Source organism: Bacteroidota bacterium (assembly GCA_030706745.1).
Lineage (GTDB): Bacteria > Bacteroidota > Ignavibacteria > Palsa-1295 > Palsa-1295 > PALSA-1295.
Genome location: JAUZNX010000003.1, coordinates 242,642 through 263,721 on the forward strand (window position 1 = coordinate 242,642; position 21,080 = coordinate 263,721).

Consider the following 21,080-nt stretch of genomic DNA (forward strand, 5'->3'; position numbering starts at 1 on the left):
TTCCTCATCTCCAATCACTTAAGCACTTTCGCTTGCTGGCCGCAAGCGAGAGGCGGTCAACAATGCGTTCGCGCAGCACGTTCGGAATTCCATCATCGGGAAATCCCGAAATGGCATCACACGTTGCGCGCATGTCACACATGTCGTTCACGTAATCAACAACGACAAATTGCGATCGCTCATACGGCGTGGGTTGCCTCAGCGCGATCTCACTCGAAAAGAAGTTGAGGCCAGAAACCTGCCCGATGGTTCTCATGATCCGGCGAAGCGGACGCAAAGTGTAGTAATGCTCCTCATGGGGTGTCACCAGTGCATAGCGGTGAGTCTGGTCGTCCCACCACGTGAGTAGGATTTTATCAAATACGTAAAAGCAACGGAACCAGCAGCGGCGATCTCCGATGATTCTCGGAATGATCCTTTCCTGGAGCAAGTATTTGTCCGCCTGGAGCTCTTTGCGTGCCTCAATGACATCAAGTAGCGACTCCGCGCCGGTTACAACGCCGATGCCGCCTCCAGTCGTGTTCGCTGGCTTAATGATAAAGGGACGACCAAGATGCGCAAGATCGTGCGGAGTAAGTCCAACCTCTTGCCGCTCTTTGTAAGGCGATATGATAATGGTAAACGGAACGTGCAACCCTGCCTCGATGAATTCGAGGTGCATCGTGGCTTTATCGATCGCTTCAACGGTATGATCGTAGGAATTAACGACAGCCCCTCCCCTACGCTCGATGGATCGGCCCAGCCGTTCGAACCGTTCATCGACATCGAACGCACGGTCCAAATAGAGGCCAAACTCTAATTTTCGCTGGCGATGGCGCGCGAGGACTTCCTCGATGTTCCCTTCGTGTACTTGAAACGTCGAGAGCCGCCGTTTCGCCTGAGCGTGACGCTCCAGCGCAAGCACGAAGTCGCGGTCATATTCCCAGGTCCAGCCAATGAGCAGATCATAGCATTCATTCACATCAGCATAACGTGATGTCCGATGACTCCGTTACTGTATGTGCAAGACTCGAATCCACTTCGTGCGATTGCCCATTTCCACGCGTAAGCCAAAGACGCCGGATGGTAATGATGTGAGTGGGATGTCTAACGCCTCGCCAGCTTTGATAGAACCTTGCTTCGAAAAGCAAGGGGTGCCTAAGGCATCGAACAGCGTAATGCGCGCATCGTCTATTGCGCTGTTTGATAGCAGAGAAGCACAATCCATTGCCGGATTTGGACGGACCCAGAGCATCAACTGCGAGTTCCGCATCACATCGACGATAAAGGGAGTATAACATGTGTATTCTGGACAAAGCGAATACGCAAATGACCACGTATCGAGCTTACATGGTAAAGCCGTCGTACCCAGAATCACAACAGAATCGCAAACTATCGAGGTACAAGAATCCGAAGTAGGATAGAACTCGAATTGGGAATAGGCGAGCATATTCGTGGCATCTCCCTGGCTGCCTTTCGGTAATTCGATTTCAACCTCACCGGATGATGTCAATTTGGATCGCCGCGAACCATCTGGGCCAAACGTGCCAATGAAGATGACTTTCGACGTGTCGAATCTCATTCGGATCGAGACATCATAAGGCAAGACTTTGAGATTGCATTCGATCGGGAGAGTAATGTCTCCAATTGTATCAATCGGGTTATGTATTCGCTCCGGTCCAAGGAATACTGGCTCCGTTGCGTGTGCAATCATGGGAATCGTGAGTTCGGTCCCATCTGAGAGATGAATCAGGAGCGTTGCTTGAAAATCCCCCGGTGCAGGACATACGAATGTCACCGATATGGTATCATGGCCTTGGAGGGGCGAAGGATAAGTGTTTGCGATAGAAAAATCCACCGAGTCGGATCCAACGATAGTCACTGAATCAACCAACCACGGAAGGCATGAGCTGTCTTCGAGAATGACTGAGCGTGTAAGCAACGGTGCGCAGAGCAGGATCGTATCAGTGTCGAATAATCGCCCTGGAGCAAAGCGAACAGTTCTTCGCGGAGCAACGCAAGCTCCCTGTAACGGCACAACGATGTGCGTTGAATCATCCAGTAAGACCACGAGAGAAGCTGCATACGCGCGCACGGAGTCGGGCTGAAACCAAATGACAGCGGAATCCGCAAGTCCAAGCGAATCCGGCAGTCTTTCGCTAAGTCGGTAATAGCTCGAATCCGCACCAATGAACCGTTGCGAGATCACTCTGTGACGCCAACATGTGCTATCAAATATTCGGAAGATCGCAGATCGAGCCGGGTCGCAGGGTGTTACGCTATCGCGTTCGAACAGCGGACCGTTCTGATATGCGAGACTCGCACCCAGGGCCAAGCCGTGTCCGGCGAGCGCGATATGTCGCTCGGAATCACCATCGAAGGTAAGCGTAAGGATTCCGTGAAAATCCCGCAGCCCGTTGGGACGAAACGCAATCCGAATAGAATCCGCCCCACTAAGCACAGTTGGAATAGACGAGAAAATGTGGTAGGACGTGCTGTCGCTGCCTGAAATATGCGCAGAAAGAAGATGCAATCCACTGCAAGGACCACTGCTAACAATTACCACGTCCGATATGGAATCGCAGTTGTTCAGCGAATCATTTGCAAACAATATCGTGGGCGAAACAACCACATGCGCGGACGCAGGGCGGCTTGTGTCGGTCTGATAGCGCCAAATGTATCCGAGCGAGTCCGACGCAATCACCCAGCGTTCGCCAATCGCGCAAATCGTCCGTGAATCGACATGCTGATGCGGCCCACCGATCGAGATCCAGCTTCCACCATTCCTATCGCAAACACACACGCCCTTGCTCAACGACTGGACATAGACGGCAGAGAGTGATGTACAGACTGACCCGCACAAGAACGGAAGATCCCCTTCAAAGACCGATTGCCATACATCGCCATTATAATGCGCGTGTACAACACTGGATCGCGTCAGGTTATGCGCGAAAAATTCCTCGTTCACCACATAGGTACCGCCACACGAATCACTTGCGAATGACCAACAGTCGCCACCAAATGGTGCACCAATCCTGGTGAAAGTCGTGCCATGGTCTGGACTTTGGCTCAAGGATGCGGTTGGAGTGTAGCCGTTAAGTAGCGTCAGCGAGCCATCTGGCATAAAGGTGATATGCGTCGGGAAGCTCGGAGTCGGGCGCGTTTGCCATGTACTCCCTGCGTCCACGGAAACGTGGATCATATTGCCACCGGAGACGCAAACTATGGTATGGCCATCACCGGCTAGGGTTGCAGACTGTATTACGCTACTGGGCGAAGTCGACCAGGACGTTCCGCCATCCGTGGTATACGCAATCTGGTCATGCGTTGAGACAACACCGGTATCCCGATTAATAAAATCGATTGATGTAATATAGCCGCTGCCGGGCAACGCAACGTCACGCCAGGTGACGCCCGAATCATCAGACCGCATGAGTTCGGCGTGAGCGGCCCAAACCACGCCGTCGCAAAACTGGATCGCACATCCACCGTTGGTAGCCTGGTTCTGAGTCAGGAGAGGAGATGGCGAGCGAGTCCATTGCGCACTTCCGACCAAAGGCCGTGCGGTGGAGACCACAAGGAGTAGCAGGACGTAGCAGAACGCTCGCATCGTTGCATAGAAGAACCTTGAACGCGAAAAAGGATTACACCCAAAAGTAAAAAATCGGATGCTGGACCAATGATGGGCATTTTGAATGCCAGAATTCTGGAAGCGAATTGGCAGTGGCTCTGGTTATCCCGCCAATGTTTGATACCCATTGTCACCTTCAGGATGCCGCGTTCGATGCCGATCGCATGGATGTGCTTGCCCAGGCCCGAAAGGCCGGCGTGACACACATCGTCGCACCGGCAACCGATCTGGCGAGTTTCGATGGCACGCTCTCACTGCTGGAGCACGGGGAAAATGTATTCGGCACACTCGGAATCCACCCTCATAGTGCGACTGAATGGAGCAAGGATGTGCGGGACCGAATCCTCACAGAATGCCAGTCAAACGCGAAGATTGTCGGAATTGGTGAGATCGGGCTGGATTATCATTATGATTTTTCACCTCGAGACGTGCAGCGACAGGCATTTCGAGAACAGATCGAATTGGCGCAGGAACTTCGCAAGCCGATCGTCGTACATACTCGGGAGTCCGACGCGGATGTATTCACCATTGTGAGGGAATGTTACAAAGATGTGGCGCCGGACCTGCCTCGCGGTCAATTCCATTGTTTTTCTTCGACCATCGATCGTATGCACGAAGCGCTGGAACTCGGCTTTTACATGAGCTTTACCGGGAACATTACATTTACGAAGAGCACTCTCAGGGAGGTGGTCCGTGAGACTCCGCTCGATTGGCTCCTGCTCGAGACAGATTCGCCGTACCTCACGCCGCATCCACATCGAGGCACGCGGAACACACCGGCTCAGCTTGAACTTGTGGCCCGAAAAGTCGCGGAGATCAAGGACCTTGAACTTTCGGTAGTTGCTAAACAGACATTCGAAAACGCTTTGCGATTCTTCAATCTGACTCTCTCACGATCGTTGCTGATTCTGATGCTTTCCCTCATGGCTCTCGCCACGGCAGCCGGGACGGCTTCCGCACAGCGCGAGCAACCGGCCGGGGGCGCACCGCCGGACTCCGTGCTGACTGCCGAGCGCCGTCGCACCGAGGAAATGCGAAAGAAACAGGAGGCCGAATTGGCGAAGGAAGCTGAAGCCCATCGACTCGATTCGATCAAAACTGCTGCGAAGGAGCAGGAAGAGATTATTGCCAAGATTCAGGCACAAGCACGGCAGGACTCCATAAAGGCTGCAGAACTACTCAGCGAAGAACAACGCCGTGCGGAGTTTCTGCTCACTCCAATGCCATGGAAGGCTGTTGGACTTGGGTTCTCGGCGGGAATTGGAGATATGCCGATGATCCTTGGCAAGCCGTCACTCACTCCGCTTTCCGTATTGTGCTGGACAGTCGATGCGAGTACTGCCGTGACGCGAAGGTTGGATTTCGATCTCTCGTATTCCCACATGAATGTTGGAGATAGCTTCATCAATGACTCCGTTTGGAATAATGGCCCTGGCACAAACACATTCAATAAGCCGGTCCGATTCATTGCCGGACAGACCTATCTGGTCGCCAGCGAGAATATCGGTATCAGCGCGTACTCTCTTGATTTGAGATATGTCATTACGAGGCCAGCTTCCGTCATCAAGTTCTATTTTGGCATCGGATATACTCACCTTTCGATGACGAACGAGCAGCACTCATTACTGATGAAGGACTCTGTGACGACGATCGTTGGAACACCGGAAAAAGTCGTTGACCAAACGTGGAGTCGCGGTGCCATCAAACTGCTCTTCGGCGTTCGGGACGACTTCGAAATCGGCAGTGGATTTACGCTCGAACCCTTCGCACAGATTGCGGGGATTGGTGCCTTCCAAGGTGATCTGCCAAGCCAAACATTTGTCTTTCGACCCGACCCGCAGCAGATTATCATGACACAGGTCAATGCCGGCTTCACTCTATACTTCGGCTGGTTCGGCGTCCCGCGCCAACAGTAGCAGCGAGGTGTAGGTGAAAGCTCCAGCTTGCACAATGTTGTGGTGCAAGCTGGAGCTTGCACCTACACACCACTTGTTAGCGCAATAGCATCACCGCTAGCTTCTCGACTCGCCCGTTCATGCGGACGAGGCATTCGTATATCCCATCTGACAAGCCAGTGGGATTCCACGTGAAGGTGCGCTCCCCTGCCGCGAGCTCCCCCGAGAATATCCGCGCGACCTCCACGCCTAGCAAGTTCACGACAGAGACATCCGCATAGCCGCTCGCCTCCGGTGTGAAGGAGATTGTTGTGGATAGGGAGAAGGGGTTGGGGTAAGCGGCTGCAATTCCATCCGTCCTGGCCGTCTGCGCGCCAGAGCTAATGCCAAAATCCGCGAGCGGGCGGCGCCAGAAGCCCCATCCCCCTAATGCGTAAAGATAGCCGTCGGCCACGAAGAGTTTGTTTATCTGAGTATCGGCTAATCCCGCATTGATGGGCAACCACGAATTGCTGGTCGCCTTCAAAACAAAGACTCCGCTATCGTATGTACCAGCGAAGATGTTCGGTCCTGACGCAGCCCAAACGATCTGATGGTTCGAAGGCAAATCGCTGCTAACCGGAGTCCAGACACTACCTTCATTGGTCGAAAAATATACACGTGGGTAGCTTATGCCAAAGAGACTATTTCCACTTACAGCGATTGGATCGGGGCTTTTGCTGTTATCAAGCCAGGTGACCCCACTGTCGGTTGACCGAAGGCCATTTGCGAAAAGGTTTGTCTCGCTTGCAAAAAGATCGATTCGCCAAATCGAATCCCCTTCTTCCAAAAAGTTCTTGATTTCGGACCAACTTCCTCCGTTGTTAGTCGATCGAAAGATTCCGCTACCAACCAGCCATACTTTAGGCGGGTATCTTGGGTCGGGATTTGAAATCCCCTCTGCCGATATCGCTCCAGCATAAAGATAAGAACCGATTGTTGCGAGAGACTGAACCATGTTGCTCGACAGACCATCGTTAGCCGCCTCCCATGTCACACCATCATCGGAGGAAACATAAACACCGAAAGCGGTACCAGCGAAAAGATAGTCGCCATTCTTTGCTAATGCAACTATGGAGCTTAGTAGCGTTCCGCTGTCAGCCCGTGACCATGTTTCGCCACTATCCAATGATCTCCAAATACCACCATCGCCCATTAGAAGGCTTTTGTCCGCCGCAATGAATGGTGTTTGTGCCCCAAACCCACTTGGCCCACTGACTAAACTCCAAGTTGTTCCGCTGTCCAATGAGCGATAGATTGCGCCATCAGAGGATTCAACGGAATAGACGGTTGTGCCATTGACATAAAAACATGTTGGAACTATGGCATTGCTGTTGATCCAATGTGCCCCTTTATCGTGGCTTACACCAACACTATATCCCCCTCCAATGATAATATTCTCTCCGAGAATCGCAATTGCCACTGCCCAAGACTTTCCGATTTCAACCCAGGTTCGTGCGGAGTCGGTTGATCTAAAAAAACCTACGCTACCCGCAATAACGGCTCCTGAAAAGATTGTGTCGCCACTTACCTCAAGGCACATGATAGTAGTCTGATCGGGATACTTCGGGTCTGCCAAACCACTATTCATTCGGTTCCAGCTTGCGCCGCTGTCAGTCGAGAGGAATATTCCCTCTCGCGTTGTGCCCGCGAAGAGATTTGATCCGACGATGCCTAATGCCGTTATGGTGTCGCTGGTTAGACCAGTATTCATTTGTTTCCAACTCAGACCGCCATCCGTTGATCGATAAACACCACTATCCGCTGTACCAGCGAATAAAATTGAACCAATAGCTGTAAGAGCATTGACTCCATCATTCAAACCGCCACTCGTCCTTGACCAACTATTGCCATCATTGATCGAGATAAAGACGCCGTTAGAAGTTCCGGCGAATAAATTTGAGCCATGAAGAAATAGAGTATTGACATGCGTCTGTGAAGATCCAATTCTAACACCGGTCCAGCATTTGCCAATGTCAGTCGATAGAAATAGCCCCCGATAAGTACCGGCGATGAAGTTCTTACCGCTCATGGTGAGAGCCACCGGCCTTGGCGAACCCATCAGATACCACTGCGCGCGCACAACATCGGCAGGCATCACCGCGAGCGCGGCGAAGACGGAGAGTGCGATGAGTCGCTTCGAAAGCATGATGCCATTCAAAGTGGCAGCCGTAGCGGATAGTGCCCGCCGCCGAAGGGCAATTCGGAGTGCCGTGAACCTTCCTGTGTGCGCGGAAGCGCTGCTTCCGCGATCCACCGGGAAGCAGCGCTTCCCGGCACACGAGAAATTATCGTTGTATATTATGTGAGATGTGATGGGCACCATGCAGGAGGAAAACATGAGATATGAATCATGAAATATGAAGGATGGATTTATTCATTAAACCATGACTGAATGGAACGGTGTTTTTGTGAATCACTGAAATTGATTCCAAAAACAGCATTATTCATGAAGCGCAAACGCTCGCGCTCGCGCATGTTGGTCTGGGAGACAAGTTTTTGCGCGGACGAAAGTCCGGTTAGTCCGAAAATGAAACATTACCCGTTCGGCAACCGTTAGGCGCGCACACATCACTTCAAGCAAAATCACGTCTCTTGGGTCAAGGACGTAAGTTATTAATTTGTAATAGTTTAGGGTATGTCAGAGAAGCTACACGCTACATCGAGGGATGATATTCGAAATATAGCCATTATCGCGCACGTCGATCATGGCAAGACCACGCTCGTCGATATGATGCTGCGGCAGTCGGGCACGTTCCGTTCAAACGAGCATTTGACCGACCGGGTCATGGATTCGAACGACCTCGAACGCGAGAAAGGCATCACGATCATGGCCAAGAACACCTCGGTCCACTGGGGTGGGAAGAAGATCAACATTGTCGATACGCCCGGTCACGCGGATTTCGGTGGCGAGGTCGAGCGCATCCTCAAGATGGTCGATGGTGTGTTGCTGCTGGTGGATGCGGCCGAAGGCTGCCTGCCGCAGACAAAGTTCGTGCTCAAGAAGAGCCTTGAACTGCACCTGAAGCCGATTGTCGTCATCAACAAGATCGACCGCAAGGACGCACGGCCCGAAGAAGTGTTGGACGAAGTATTCGAGCTGTTTATGTCGCTCGGGGCAAACTACGAGCAGTTGGAGTTTCCGATTGTCTATGCTGTTGGCAAAAATGGTCTTGCGGGACTGACGCTCAAGGACGAGATGACAGATCTCGCTCCCCTCTTCCGAATGATTATCGACTTTGTCCCTGCGCCTCCTGGCGAGATCAGCGCACCGTTCCAAATGCTGGTTGCGAATGTCGATTGGTCGGATTATCTTGGCCGTCTCGCCGTAGGACGCATTTTTCGTGGGACGGTCCGCGAGGGCGACTGGATCACACGCATCCGACACGATGGGACGATCGAGAAAGCAAAGATTTCTAAGCTATACACTTTTGAGGGTCTCAAGCGAGTTGAGAACGACGCGGCTGCGGCCGGTGAGATCGTGCAGATCGCCGGACTCGAAGATGTGAAGATCGGCGAGACTCTTACCGACCCCGAGCATCCCGAGGCGTTGCCGATTATCAATGTTGATGAGCCGACGATCTCGATGAACTTCGTCGTCAACGATTCGCCACTCGCTGGCCGCGAGGGCAAGTTCGTGACGAGCCGTCATATCCGCGAGCGCCTCATGCGCGAGTTGCGAAAGAACATCTCGATTCGTGTCGAAGAGCTTGGACCGGACACCTTTAAGGTCGCTGCTCGGGGTGAATTGCAGTTGGCGATCATGATCGAGACCATGCGCCGCGAAGGCTATGAGTTTGCAGTTTCGAAGCCGGAAGTCATCATGCAAGTCGTCGATGGCGACACTATGGAGCCAATCGAGGATGTGGTAATCGATGTACCGGACGAGTACGTCGGTGGTGTCATTGAAGCGCTTGGTATCCGCAAGGGTCAAATGGTTAACATGTCAAGTTTGAATGGCCATGCGAACATAGAGTATCATGTGCCGAGTCGCGGAATGATTGGATTCCGTGGAGAATTTCTTACAATGACACGTGGCACTGGCCTGCTCAATCAGGTCTTCTATGACTATGAATCATACAAAGGCCCGATATCTGGCCGCACTCGGGGTGCTTTGATTTCACTCGATGATGGTGATGCGACGCCATACGCAATGGAAGGGTTGCAGGAGCGATCCGTCTTCTTTATTCCGCCGGGGACAAAGTGCTATAAAGGCATGATCGTTGGTGAGAACTCCCGCGAGGAGGACATGGTCGTCAACGTGACAAAGAAGAAGCACTTGACGAACATGCGCGCCTCCGGATCCGACGGCGCAGTGCAACTCGATACACCACGAATGATGTCGCTCGAACAGCAGATTGAGTGGCTCTCGGACGATGAGTATCTCGAGATTACGCCGGAGTCCGCTCGCTTCCGCAAGAAGATTCTTGATCCAACAGAGCGTCACCGCACGAAGAAGCGCGCGGAGCAAATGGTGGCTGCTTAAGGCAAGTATAGGCTCCACAAAGATGGCAGGCATTTTATCTCCTGAGCCTGCCGTTTGACCGGTAAAATCGAGATGGTTCTCCGACCCGGCACATTGATGTGATGCAACACATCAATGTGAGATGGGAATTTTGTCAGAGCGTTTATGACACTTTCGCAATCATGTGTTGCGGCAGACCGGATCATGCTGGGATTCGCATGTATCCTGGCCATACTCGCCATGTTCTTTGGTGGCGATGCAGGTCTGCCGGAACGAATAGCACCTATCGTTGTCGCGCTCGCCGCCCTGCTTCTGCCGATATTGGGCAGACGTTCGAAGCGGCTCCCCGGTCAGCTGCTCTATCTTCTATATGTCCTACCATCACTTTATCTCATCTATCCGATTGCGATCGCGCTTGGCCACCATCTCCACGCTCACGACTTCGACAGCACGCTCATCTCGGTCGATCGATTCTTATTCGGTGGCATCGATCCAACCCGCTGGATATATCAACATCTGTCGCTTGCCCCACTGACAGTCGAAGTACTTCAGGTTTGTTATTACGCACATTACCTCTACCCGCTCGCTCTCGGAACGGAGTTTATTCTTGGCAAGAGGGAGGCCGAACTCGAGCACTTCCGTTTGATCATGGTCTATGGTTCGATTGTTTCGTTCGTCGGTAATATGCTCGTCCCCGCAATCGGCCCGCGATTCACATTGCACGAGTTTGCGAATCTCTCGAAAGAGCTCCCCGGCGTGTGGCTGACGGATTCACTGCGCGGCATGCTGAACACTGCGGAAGGAATCAAGGCAACGATGACGAGCAGCGTTGCCGCCCTGACGGTATTTCGCGACGCATTCCCAAGCGGACATGTGATGCTTACACTGCTCAACCTTTGGACAGCATTTCACTATCGGGCACGCGTCCGCTGGTTCCTTCTGCCACTCGGGTCCGGACTCATCGTCTCGACGATTTTGCTACGCTATCATTACGTGACGGACGTCATTGCAGCGGGGCTGTTGGCGGCGCTCACAATCTGGACGGCGCCTATGCTGGCAAGACTCGTGGGACGGACGAATCACCTGAGAGTGAGGCGCGCAAATCAGATTGCAGCAACGTAAAACGCTAATCAGCTTTGGTAACCATTGGCCCACCTAACCAATCGTGAGGTAAGTGGAACGCAGCAACCGATGTATCGATGACCAGTTCAAGACCGGTATTCGAAGCCTGTGTTAAGCCATACGCTGTATCAAGCAACCCGATCCCATAACCTTGGGGAAATTTCCCCATCCAGCTATGCAACGCGCAGTTACGAACGCAATAGAGAACAGCCGTGCTATCGATCGTCCCATAGAATTGACCGCCCTGTCCCATGACCACGATGTACCCGGACGGACCGACTGTTGCGATCTTACAATCTTGCTGAACCGTCTGTATTCTCGGTGGTGTGCCTTGCAATGTAATCGAAAACGTGCCTTGAATTGGATCGATCGATCCCTTACCGTAGATGAATTCAGTGTCGACGGTCTTCCCCGGTTCCATCCAACAGCATAGGAGCTGGGCATCCGCGGGAAGCGTGAGAGGATTGCGATATTTCAAATGCCCGCTAATCGTGTATGCTCCCACCGAAGGCATATCGGGACATGATGTGGACGAATGGCATCCATCAATTAAGAATGCAGCACCAATGGCACAGGATAGGACAATCAGAAGTTTCTTCATACATCAACGAGACTGTTTTACAAATATACCACATTCTTATGCTGCCGGGAGCATAAAATAAAAAGAGGGCTGCCCGATGGCAGCCCTCTCAGTCAATATTGGCGCAGACTTTGAGCCTGTTCAGTTATTCGTACCTGCGATCTCGACTCCGAAGTAATTGAGGATCGGCCGGATGGGATTCGCGAACGCGCCATCGGTACCGCCTGCGAAACAGAGACCGACTGGATGATTACCATCTTGGGTCACGAGCAGCGAGCCGCTATCACCTGCTTGCAAGAAGTTTGGGTCTTGAATGTAGATTTGGTTTACAGACGTAGCGGTCATTCCATTGTCGTAATCGACTTTGAGGGTTACGTCGGTCGCCGCGATCGTGCCGTAAGTAATTCCGGTGGTACGGCCAACTTTTTTCACGGCCATGCCTGTCACGGCATCCTGCCAGGAATGACTTGGGGCAAATTGATCGGCTTCGTCATAAGCGCTTGTGGTTGTCATTCGCGCCACAGCAGCATCGAACACGTTCGATTGGGTGAAGCTGACTTTCTTGTATGCGCTCAGCACACCAATTTGTCCGGTCGGCATGCCGTAGTTATCAGCCCGGCCAGGCTGGACGATCGGCTCGCCGATCACAGCGTCGTTCGAACGAGCGAGCACATGGTTGTTGCTTAAAATATAGCGAATGCCATGTTTGACAACAACGCAAGCGATTGTGCCAGACGAATTCTCACGAGAGTTGCCGACGCTGACGCCACTCGGCACAACCGGACGGTATTCACCAGTATAAACATCGAGGGCATGGACTCTACCAAGGACACGAACCTCAGTCGCAACGCCGCCAATGTTTGCCGGCACCTGCGCCGCATCAGAAGGCGACGCGGCAAAAACCATCACGTGTCTCGAACCATCTTGAGCGATTGCGGTGCCAGTGCCAACTATGCCCGCGTTTGCCATGAGTGTTTGCGTTGCGCTCTGAACCGCCAGCGATACGACATCGGACTTTACGCTAGCCTGTGGTTGATATGTATAAGAGGCAAGGTAGGTGGAAGTGGTATCGTACAAATCCGAAAGACCATCACCCGGTGCACCATAAGAAATCACCGGCTCGGTATAGTATGGTGATGCTGCGGGATTGTCTGCCGTTTCCGCGAAGGCTGGATCTGTTGCGCTATAATTCGGATCGGTTGCAGAGCTTGGGTTCTGCAGCAAATTCTTACAGCCTGATATGGCAAGCCCAACGGTCAGGGCGATAAGTGCGACAAGTCTGTTCATGAGTCCTCCATTGATTGTCAACGGTGGACTACGACCGATGTTGCTTTAATTATGATTCATTTGCAGAATCCAATTCGACCGAGATTATTTTCTCACACAAGCCGGCGAGTATACTCAACTCGTTAGTATTGAGTTGGGAAGAAATGCTTGCCTCAAACTCATGCAGCCTGGGCATAATTGTATCGAGCACTTCCTCGCCTTTGAAGGTGATGCGAACGCGAACTACCCGTCGGTCCTGCTTGGAGCGCTCCCGCTCGACAAGCCCCTCGGCCTCGAGCGCATCGATGCGGCGAGTCACATCCGGTGAACGATCGATCATGCGGCAACTGATCTCGCCCGAAGGATGTCCATCGGCGCCAGCGCCGCGAAGAATGCGGAGAATATTGAACTGCTCGCCCGTCAGCCCGACTTCAGCGAGCACGCGGTCCATGTTCGAACGCAGTTGGCTCGCTGTGACCATGAGCGCCAGTACGGCCTCCTGCACCGGGGACTCGAACTTGGTCATCTTGAGGCGAATCTTGAGAACGTCTCCCATATCGTATTAGAACGTCAATTAGAAATTAGTCGTTGCAACTGACTGAAGTATCTGAAGCACGCCCTGTCATTCCCCCCGCTGTGGAGGGACGCTACCCGGACCACTCGCTCGGCCGCTCTTGGCGTTCAAACGCGCGCAGGTGGAGGGTGTGAGCGGGGAGCAGGCGAAACCGTTATGATGCACGAGCACGACAAAGACACACGCTTCGTTAAGCGCGTCATCGCATCCGCTCCGTAGGAGCGAAATATTTGTAGCCGCCGGTTTCAACCGGCGGTGAACGGTAACCAAAGAATTGTTTTAGCTCCTTTAGGAGCGTAATATTATCCTCCAATGGCGAACACCTACGCCCAACTCTACATCCATCTTGTCTTTGCCGTGAAGAACCGGCAATGCTTGATCCCGCGAGAGCACAAGGACGAATTGCAGAAATACATCACCGGTATCGTCAAGAACAAAAAGCACAAACTCATTGCGATCGAAAACGAACCGGACCATATTCACGTCCTCGTCGGTCTGAAACCGGACCAATCGATTTCCGATCTCGTTAAGGACATCAAGACCGGCTCTTCGCTGTGGTTGAACGAGCAACCATGGATGCCCAAGCACTTCAATTGGCAGGACGGATTCGGCGCGTTCTCGTATTCTCGGTCGCAACTCGATCACGTCATTGCGTACATTCGGAATCAGGGGGCGCATCATAAGAAGCAGAACTTCCGCGAGGAATACATTGCGATCTTGAAAGCGTTTGGGATTGAGTTCGACGAACGATACCTGTTCGACTTTTTGGAGGGTGCATAATATGTCGCTCCGCTGGAGCTTAATTTTGGTGGTGAACTCGCACCCGCCGGTTAATACCGGCGGCTACAAATATTTCGCTCCTACGGAGCGGGGTGCGGAAGGGCTGATGGCGGGCACCGAACGCCCACGCTTCCCGGATTTATCGCTCGGCCGCTCGACGTTCAAACGAGCGAAAGTGGAGGATGGGGGCGGGTAACAAGGGAGGATTTTTTTAATATGTGTGCCGCATGGGTAGAGGCGATTGGTACATGGGTAGCGGCTGGTGGTACCATTGCCGCAGTTCTCGTAGCACTTCGGTTGGCGCGCAAAACCGATGAGAAGAATCAGGATAAGGAGCTTCGAAAGAAGTGGAATCGCATTTATCGTCAGCTAAGCGAAATCAGTTTTCAACTTGCTTTGATTGAACGGTACAGCGAGCCATTAATGATTGCTTCTGTAAAGGGCCAGACCCGCATTTCGCCCAAAGAGGAGGAAATATTGAGACGCGATAATGTGAATGCTCGCCAAGCCGCAATAAATGCCCGTACCGAAATTCTTTCGGAATTGGTTGGCGAGACTGGCATCTCGGCCGGAGACAAAAAAAGATTACTCGAAGCGACCTTATTCGAAAGAGATCAATATAATTTTGGGAAGCAACTCAAGGTCATCTCCGAATTGGTGAGAAAAGTTGTTTTGCCGAATGCCGATCCACAGTTGCTTGAACTACTCGACGATGAATAACGCATAGATCAAGGAACACAAGCGGAGGAGCAGGAAAAGTGTTTTAATCAATACCAACAATGCTTGCTCTTTCTCCAGCTTCCATCGGGGATAAGCGTTTAGCTAACGCTAAGAAGTCGAGTCGATATTGTTCGCTACCTGATTCCAAACATTCAAGGAAAGATTCAAAAAACTCTTTTAGCTCATGTGCGATCGGCCAATCTTTGTAATGGATAGCATCTGTAACAATGAGCCATAAAATATGCACAGCGTTCGTCAAGACAAAATCGTTTGAAGGGAATTCAATTGAGGTTTCAAGCTTCGTGAGAGTGTAAAAATCTTGCTGTCCGTCGGTCGCAATGGGATGAATATGCATTGAGCCGTAATCGTAACTAAATAGATAAAGGTAATCGCGTTCGATTTCTTCAGCCATTTTACTTGGATTCGGAATCTGCCACTTCATTTTCTTCTTCTTTAGCTCCTTTCTTCGCATCTTATCAGATTCTGGGATTGGAGGCGCGTTCGACGTCCGGTGCTTAAAGCGACCATCTGCTCGCAGCCTCATCTGAAAATCGTATTGCTCTACAAAACTCCACTCTTCAAAATCATCAAAGCCATCTTCAGCGATAAGCTTTCTGAGGTATAATAGCCGGTCAACAAGGCATCTTTGAAGAATGTGACATTCTTGAAAGGCTGAAATTTTCCATAAATTAAAGATGCTCCGCACAATCATTACAGACTTGGCAATGAAGTTGCGGATCATCGTGACATCCACTGATGGGTTCAATGCAATGTCAAAAAGAATTGCAACACAAACCACATCAATTGTCGCTCGTGCTTCATCTAACCGGGTAAATTCCTTATCGTCCATGCGTTTGCTAACATGCGATCTGGCAGTTTTAGCCGCCGAGCGGCAGCGTACTCGCAGCCCAAGGTGAAGCGAGTTTGCGAGCGGAACCCTGGGTCGGCGTTCGTTTCAGGGCGAAGGAGTCCTGAGTGGACGCAGTAAATCTCGGCGGTCAACATCGCCCTTAACTGGGCTAATAATTCTTTTGCGATACCACGACCCAGGGTTCCGCTTCGCTTCACCCTGGGCTGCGGGTACTTCGTGCCTTCGGCACTTTGTCGCTGCCGCGCCCAAGTGTGTTCGCGAGCAACCAAACCCACACGCGGCCCTTCGGCACGCTCCCGCCACGGCGGGCAGTCTCTGCGCGGCAGAATTGTAGCGCACGCTTTAGCTTGCGCGAGATTATCAAGTTCCGAAGCACGCGCAAGCTGAAGCGTGCACTACATTCGCGCGGCAGGCGCGCCTTTTCTAAAAAGAAACAGGTGCCCGTACGATTAATTCTTCGCTTGCCTCTTGACTTCTCGATTTCGCGTCCGTATATTCAACTGAGGGTTGACAGGCACCCTTTCTGGGGAAAAGATGAAATATGAAGTATGAAATATGAAATGAGGTGCCGACTGCTTGCTCATTGACAACTTAGGCGATTTCGCGCAAATGGAGAGGGCATTCATTAAATGACAATTCAAAAGAGAGAATTAAAGTAATACTTTAACTTTCCTCTCGGCAAGCTCGGAGCAGTCGGGTTGTAGGTAAATCGCGCCTCCGGCACTCAGTCGGCCGAGGATACCTGCCGATTGATCTCCCGCTCCGTCAGTGGATTGTTCGCAAGGACCTCGTCCTTGATCCGCAAGAGATACTCCTTCGCCGCCTCATACTCGTTCGGGATATCTCCTTCGATGATCGCCTCTTCGATTGCGGATTTCAGGATACCGACAGTCCGCGATGGCGGGATCCCGCAGATTGCCATGATCTCCTCACCGCGCACCGGCGATTGGAAGGCGCGCATCTGGTCCTTCTCTTCGACCTCGCTCATCTTCTCGGCGACAATGTCGTAGTTGCGCTGGTAGCGGTTGGCGAGTTTTGGATTCTTGGATGTGATATCCGCCCGGCAGAGCATGAGCAGATCATCGGTCTCCTCCCCTGCCTCGAAGAGCAACCGGCGGACGGCCGAATCAGTCACGCCTTCATCGACGAGACCCATGGGCCGCATGTGAAGCCGGACAAGTTTCGAAACGCGCTCGGCTGCATCGAGCGGCAGCTTCATCCGGCGAAAGATTTTCTGGACCCAGCGGGCGCCAAGAATATCGTGTCCATAAAACGTCCAGCCGATCCCCGGACGAAAGTCCTTCGTACGCGGCTTTGCAATATCATGCATCAGAGCAGCGAATCGGAGCCAGACATCGTCGGTCATCGCGGCCATGTTGTCCACGACCTGCATGGTGTGTTTGAAGACATCTTTGTGGGCGTATTCCTGGACACCTTCGGTCCGAAGCTCGGCACCACCCAGTTCATCGACTTCGGGAAAGACATGATACATGAGGCCCGATTCATACAAGAGCTTCAGTCCGATCGATGGCACCGGGCTTTCCATGATCTTCATAAATTCATCGGTGATCCGCTCCTGACTCACGATCTGGATCCGCTCTGCCATGCGTTGCATCGCTTCGAGTGCTTCGCGTTCGACGTAGAAATCGAGCTGCGATGCGAAGCGAGCCGCGCGCATCATGCGAAGCGGATCATCCGAGAATGTCTGTTCGGGATCCAATGGCGTACGCAGGATGTGCTCCTGCAGATCGTGGAGTCCTTCGAACCGATCGATCAGATCCCCGAAGTTTGTCTGATTCAGCGAGACGGCAAGCGCGTTCACGGTGAAGTCTCGACGCAATAGGTCATCCTCAAGCGTTCCCTCTTCCGTCGCAGGCTTCCGACTGGAGGAACGATATGACTCCTTCCGCGCTCCGACGAATTCGATGGTGTGGTCGCCGATCTGGAGTGCCGCGGTCCGAAACTTCTCGTAGACGGCGAGGCGAGCACCCTCGAATTGACTGGCCACAAGCGAGGCAAAGCCCACTCCATCACCGATCACGGTAATGTCAATATCCTTTCGGACTCCACGTTGTAGCAGCTCATCGCGCACATACCCTCCCACGACGTAGGTTTCGATATTAGCCTCATCGGCTGCTGCGCCGATGGCGAAGAGAATTGGCTCACTTATCGGAAATCGCTGAAGCACCGGGAATTATGAATGACGAATTAGGAATTAGGATTGAGGAAAAACGAAGAGTCTGTGGATCCATCGTGATTCCAGCTCTCAAACAGTATTCCTATTTCCTAATTCCTCATTACTTACCATCAAATAACCCGTGGAGCGTAATCTTGTCAAACGCGGACTGACTCGGCTGATGCTTCTGCCGATCCTACTATCCGTCCTCTACGGTGGAGTGTTGCTCTGGCAAATCGACCGCATGCTTTCGGCTAATGATTGGGTCCGCCACTCAATCGAAGTACTCACAGCTTCGAGTGACGCGCAGCGACATATTCAGCTTGAGGAAAGCGCACTGCGAGGCTATTTGCTGACTCGCGACACGATCTTTGCTCGCCAGTTCGAACGGGAGGATATAACCATTGACTCTCTTTTCCAGCAGTTTCACGCGATGTCGCTCGACAATCCGGTGCAGTCCCGGCGCCTGGATACGCTTATGCAATTGTATTGGTCATGGCAAATATCCGCAAAGCGAGCATTCTCCGTGATACAACAGGCTACCTTTGACACGAATGTACTCGCCCGCGCCCAGCAAATGGAGATTATGCGTACGGTCTTCAGTCGATTCAATCGAGACGAGGAGCGCTTGTTTGCCCATCGACGCGACGACTTCGCTTCTGGCACCAGATGGCTGACAGTGATGATCGTGGTTGTCAGCGTTGTCCTGGGCCTGGTCGTCGGGCTATATGCACGCCGGCAGACGCAGCGGTTCACCGATCGTTTCGGTGAGGCGACGGATGAGGCAATGCGAAGCAGAGATCTCCTCGAAACTACATTATTATCCATTGGTGACGCCATAATCGTCACTGGATCCGATCAACGAATCACGCTGATGAACCGCCGCGCCGAAGAATTGACCGGATGGTCCATTGCTGATGCCCGTGCCCGCCCGATCAGCGATGTGTTTCGCGTCGTTGAGGAGGCATCGAGAACTCCGATCGAAAGTCCAATAGCGCACGCTTTGCGCGATCGCCGTATTACCGAATTTTCCAGTCACGCAGTCTTGCTCTCCCGAACAGGCGTCGATTATCCGGTCGAAGATAGCGCCGCGCCAATCCACAATTCCCATCATGACGTCGTCGGAGCCATCCTTGCCTTTCGAGACATTACCGAACGCCGGGAAGGCGAGCATGCCGCGGAAATTCGCGAACGCGAATTTCGCGCTCTGATCGAAAATACTCCTGATCTCATCATCCGGTTCGAGCGCGATTTATCGATTGCATACGTCAACCCAGCAGTTGAGGCAGTCCTCGGGTTTGCGCCACACGTCCTTTTGGGACGCCACTTCAAGGATGCGGGCATGCCTGAAGATGTCTACGCGCCGTGGGAGAACTCGGTCAAAGCCGTGTTCGATGCGGGCCGAGGCGTGACGACTGAGTTGCAGTACCAGTCGATCCGTGGAATTCGGACCTATCACGCACGGCTGGTGCCGCAGATCGGCGAACGTGGCACCGAACATGTTGTCGCAATCCTGCGCGATGTCACCGACATGAAGCAGACCAGCGAAAAGCTCCGCGAAAGCGAACACCGATTCCGCTCGATCATTGAACAAAGCCCCGATGCCTTTTTCCTGCTGCGCGTCGTCCGCGATTCCAAAACCAAAGCCGCCGTGGACTTCGTCCTCGAAGAAATGAACCAGCATGGTGCCGACTTCCTTGGGGTTCAATTGGATTCCATCGGTCGCCGCCTCCGTGAAGTCCTGCCTGAAGAGCAGCATGTCGAGATCATCCAGCGCTACGCCAGGGTCATCGAATCCATGAGGCCCATCGAAGAAGATCATCAGATCACATTGCCGTCATCGCAACGCCGCTGGTTTCATGCGCAGGCCGTTCCGATCAACGATCTCCTCGCAGTCACAGCCAGCGATGTCACCGAACGCATCCGCACCGATGCTGCTCTGCGCCAGTCCGAAGAGCGCTATCGCCGCTTGGTCGAAACCGCCAGCGAAGGAATTTTCAGCACCGATATGCAAGGCCGGCTCACCTACGCCAACCCGCATATTCGGGATCTGGCCGGATATAGTGAGCAAGAAGTGACGCAGTTCTACTTTGCAGATCTTGTCGCTCCATCCCACCGCTCCCGGGTCAAGCGCCACTTCTATCGCCAGTTCCTTTCACGGACGCCGGACTCCCAGATTGAAGCCCCATTCCTCACCGGAGACGGCCAGGAGAGATGGCTCACGATCACCACGACGATTCGCATGAACGGCGATCTGGTGGAAGGATTCGATTGCGTGGCAACCGACATCAGCGAGCGACGCCGATTGGAATCCGAACTCGCCCACATCGAGCATGCCGTCGCGACCGCCGTGGAAGCTGCCAAAAGAGCATAATTCCCACAGTAATATGCCTGGTCGCGTTTTTTCTTTTCATAACATCCTAACCGCCGTTTCGGAGGTATTTGCCTACTGAAACAGGTGCCCAAAGTTAAAGTAATACTTTAATCCTCTCTTTTGAGTTGTCATTTAATGAACGCCATCTCCGCTCCCGTGAGCCGCGCGAATCTTTTGTCAATGAGCAATGGGTGCCTATTAAGCACCCGGACAACATCCTCGTAAACAAGAGTCCAGCTTGCCGGTTCCCGAAGGATTATGACTCCTTGTGGCTCTCCTGGATCAATAGGATATTCGGCGCAATCTTTAGAGCTTTGGCAATACCTTGAATGGTTTTGACTGAGACATTCTCCCGTCCGCGCTCCAACTCCCCGAGCCACGCAGGACTTACTCGAGCTTCTTCAGCAAGCTTTTCAATCGACCACTTCCGCAACTTTCGGTAAAAGCGGATATTGCGCCCGGTAACAACGAGAAGATCCAAAAAGGAAATAAAATAGTCGATTTGCCGACTTGCCGCCAGTCGCCATACCGACTACTCGCCTTTTTCCTCCGTATCTTTGTACCGTTGACGTCAAGTTTTGTTGAAAAGCCTGTAACAAGTGACTCGT

General features: G+C 52.6%; 16 protein-coding genes. 7 read left to right on the plus strand and 9 right to left on the minus strand.

What is annotated here, in order from left to right:
* Positions 1-4: 4 nt before the first annotated feature.
* Entirely contained in the window at positions 5-961 is a 957-nt protein-coding gene (locus Q8902_05820; GenBank protein ID MDP4199068.1) for a hypothetical protein, read from the minus strand.
* A gap of 30 nt (positions 962-991) precedes the next feature.
* Complete coding sequence (locus Q8902_05825) at positions 992-3,589, minus strand: hypothetical protein (protein MDP4199069.1); 2,598 nt, start codon at positions 3,587-3,589, stop codon at positions 992-994.
* A gap of 134 nt (positions 3,590-3,723) precedes the next feature.
* Here Q8902_05825 and Q8902_05830 point away from each other — a divergent pair, with 134 nt between their 5' ends.
* On the plus strand, positions 3,724-5,526 hold the full coding sequence (locus Q8902_05830; GenBank protein MDP4199070.1) for a TatD family hydrolase: 1,803 nt from the start codon (positions 3,724-3,726) through the stop codon (positions 5,524-5,526).
* Positions 5,527-5,602: 76 nt separating this feature from the next.
* On the opposite strand, the gene Q8902_05835 is transcribed toward Q8902_05830, so the two are convergent.
* Positions 5,603-7,693 carry a hypothetical protein gene (locus Q8902_05835; GenBank protein ID MDP4199071.1) on the minus strand — a complete coding sequence of 697 codons (2,091 nt, stop codon included), beginning with the start codon at positions 7,691-7,693 and terminating at the stop codon, positions 5,603-5,605.
* A gap of 489 nt (positions 7,694-8,182) precedes the next feature.
* On the opposite strand from Q8902_05835, the gene typA reads away from it, so the two are divergent.
* Together typA and Q8902_05845 are read left to right on the plus strand one after the other, a co-directional pair.
* Positions 8,183-10,030 (plus strand): translational GTPase TypA, encoded by a 1,848-nt coding sequence (gene typA / locus Q8902_05840; protein ID MDP4199072.1) that lies wholly within the window; start codon positions 8,183-8,185, stop codon positions 10,028-10,030.
* A 144-nt stretch (positions 10,031-10,174) separates the two neighbouring features.
* Entirely contained in the window at positions 10,175-11,131 is a 957-nt protein-coding gene (locus Q8902_05845) for a phosphatase PAP2 family protein (GenBank protein MDP4199073.1), read from the plus strand.
* A gap of 4 nt (positions 11,132-11,135) precedes the next feature.
* On the opposite strand, the gene Q8902_05850 is transcribed toward Q8902_05845, so the two are convergent.
* From Q8902_05850 to Q8902_05860, 3 genes are all read right to left on the minus strand, one after another.
* Positions 11,136-11,732: a hypothetical protein gene (locus Q8902_05850; GenBank protein ID MDP4199074.1), complete on the minus strand. Its 597-nt coding sequence runs from the start codon at positions 11,730-11,732 to the stop codon at positions 11,136-11,138.
* A 120-nt stretch (positions 11,733-11,852) separates the two neighbouring features.
* Positions 11,853-12,998 (minus strand): hypothetical protein, encoded by a 1,146-nt coding sequence (locus tag Q8902_05855; GenBank protein ID MDP4199075.1) that lies wholly within the window; start codon positions 12,996-12,998, stop codon positions 11,853-11,855.
* A gap of 49 nt (positions 12,999-13,047) precedes the next feature.
* A complete protein-coding gene (locus tag Q8902_05860) occupies positions 13,048-13,533 on the minus strand; it encodes a MarR family transcriptional regulator (GenBank protein MDP4199076.1) in 486 nt (161 codons plus the stop codon).
* A gap of 330 nt (positions 13,534-13,863) precedes the next feature.
* Here Q8902_05860 and tnpA point away from each other — a divergent pair, with 330 nt between their 5' ends.
* The 3 genes from tnpA (at position 13,864) to Q8902_05875 (ending at position 15,051) form a co-directional block, all read left to right on the plus strand.
* Positions 13,864-14,331 carry an IS200/IS605 family transposase gene (gene tnpA / locus Q8902_05865; protein ID MDP4199077.1) on the plus strand — a complete coding sequence of 156 codons (468 nt, stop codon included), beginning with the start codon at positions 13,864-13,866 and terminating at the stop codon, positions 14,329-14,331.
* Positions 14,332-14,362: 31 nt separating this feature from the next.
* A complete protein-coding gene (locus tag Q8902_05870) occupies positions 14,363-14,527 on the plus strand; it encodes a hypothetical protein (GenBank protein MDP4199078.1) in 165 nt (54 codons plus the stop codon).
* A gap of 101 nt (positions 14,528-14,628) precedes the next feature.
* On the plus strand, positions 14,629-15,051 hold the full coding sequence (locus tag Q8902_05875; protein MDP4199079.1) for a hypothetical protein: 423 nt from the start codon (positions 14,629-14,631) through the stop codon (positions 15,049-15,051).
* 43 nt (positions 15,052-15,094) lie between these two features.
* Here Q8902_05875 and Q8902_05880 read toward each other — a convergent pair whose 3' ends face one another.
* Together Q8902_05880 and Q8902_05885 are read right to left on the minus strand one after the other, a co-directional pair.
* The gene (locus tag Q8902_05880) at positions 15,095-15,901 is read right to left on the minus strand and encodes a DUF5677 domain-containing protein (protein MDP4199080.1); all 807 of its coding nucleotides are present in this window, start codon (positions 15,899-15,901) and stop codon (positions 15,095-15,097) included.
* 745 nt (positions 15,902-16,646) lie between these two features.
* Positions 16,647-18,110 carry a CCA tRNA nucleotidyltransferase gene (locus Q8902_05885; protein MDP4199081.1) on the minus strand — a complete coding sequence of 488 codons (1,464 nt, stop codon included), beginning with the start codon at positions 18,108-18,110 and terminating at the stop codon, positions 16,647-16,649.
* Between the two features lie 130 nt (positions 18,111-18,240).
* Here Q8902_05885 and Q8902_05890 point away from each other — a divergent pair, with 130 nt between their 5' ends.
* A complete protein-coding gene (locus Q8902_05890; protein MDP4199082.1) occupies positions 18,241-20,472 on the plus strand; it encodes a PAS domain S-box protein in 2,232 nt (743 codons plus the stop codon).
* A 256-nt stretch (positions 20,473-20,728) separates the two neighbouring features.
* On the opposite strand, the gene Q8902_05895 is transcribed toward Q8902_05890, so the two are convergent.
* Positions 20,729-20,953: a helix-turn-helix transcriptional regulator gene (locus tag Q8902_05895; GenBank protein ID MDP4199083.1), complete on the minus strand. Its 225-nt coding sequence runs from the start codon at positions 20,951-20,953 to the stop codon at positions 20,729-20,731.
* Between the last annotated feature and the right edge of the window lie 127 nt (positions 20,954-21,080).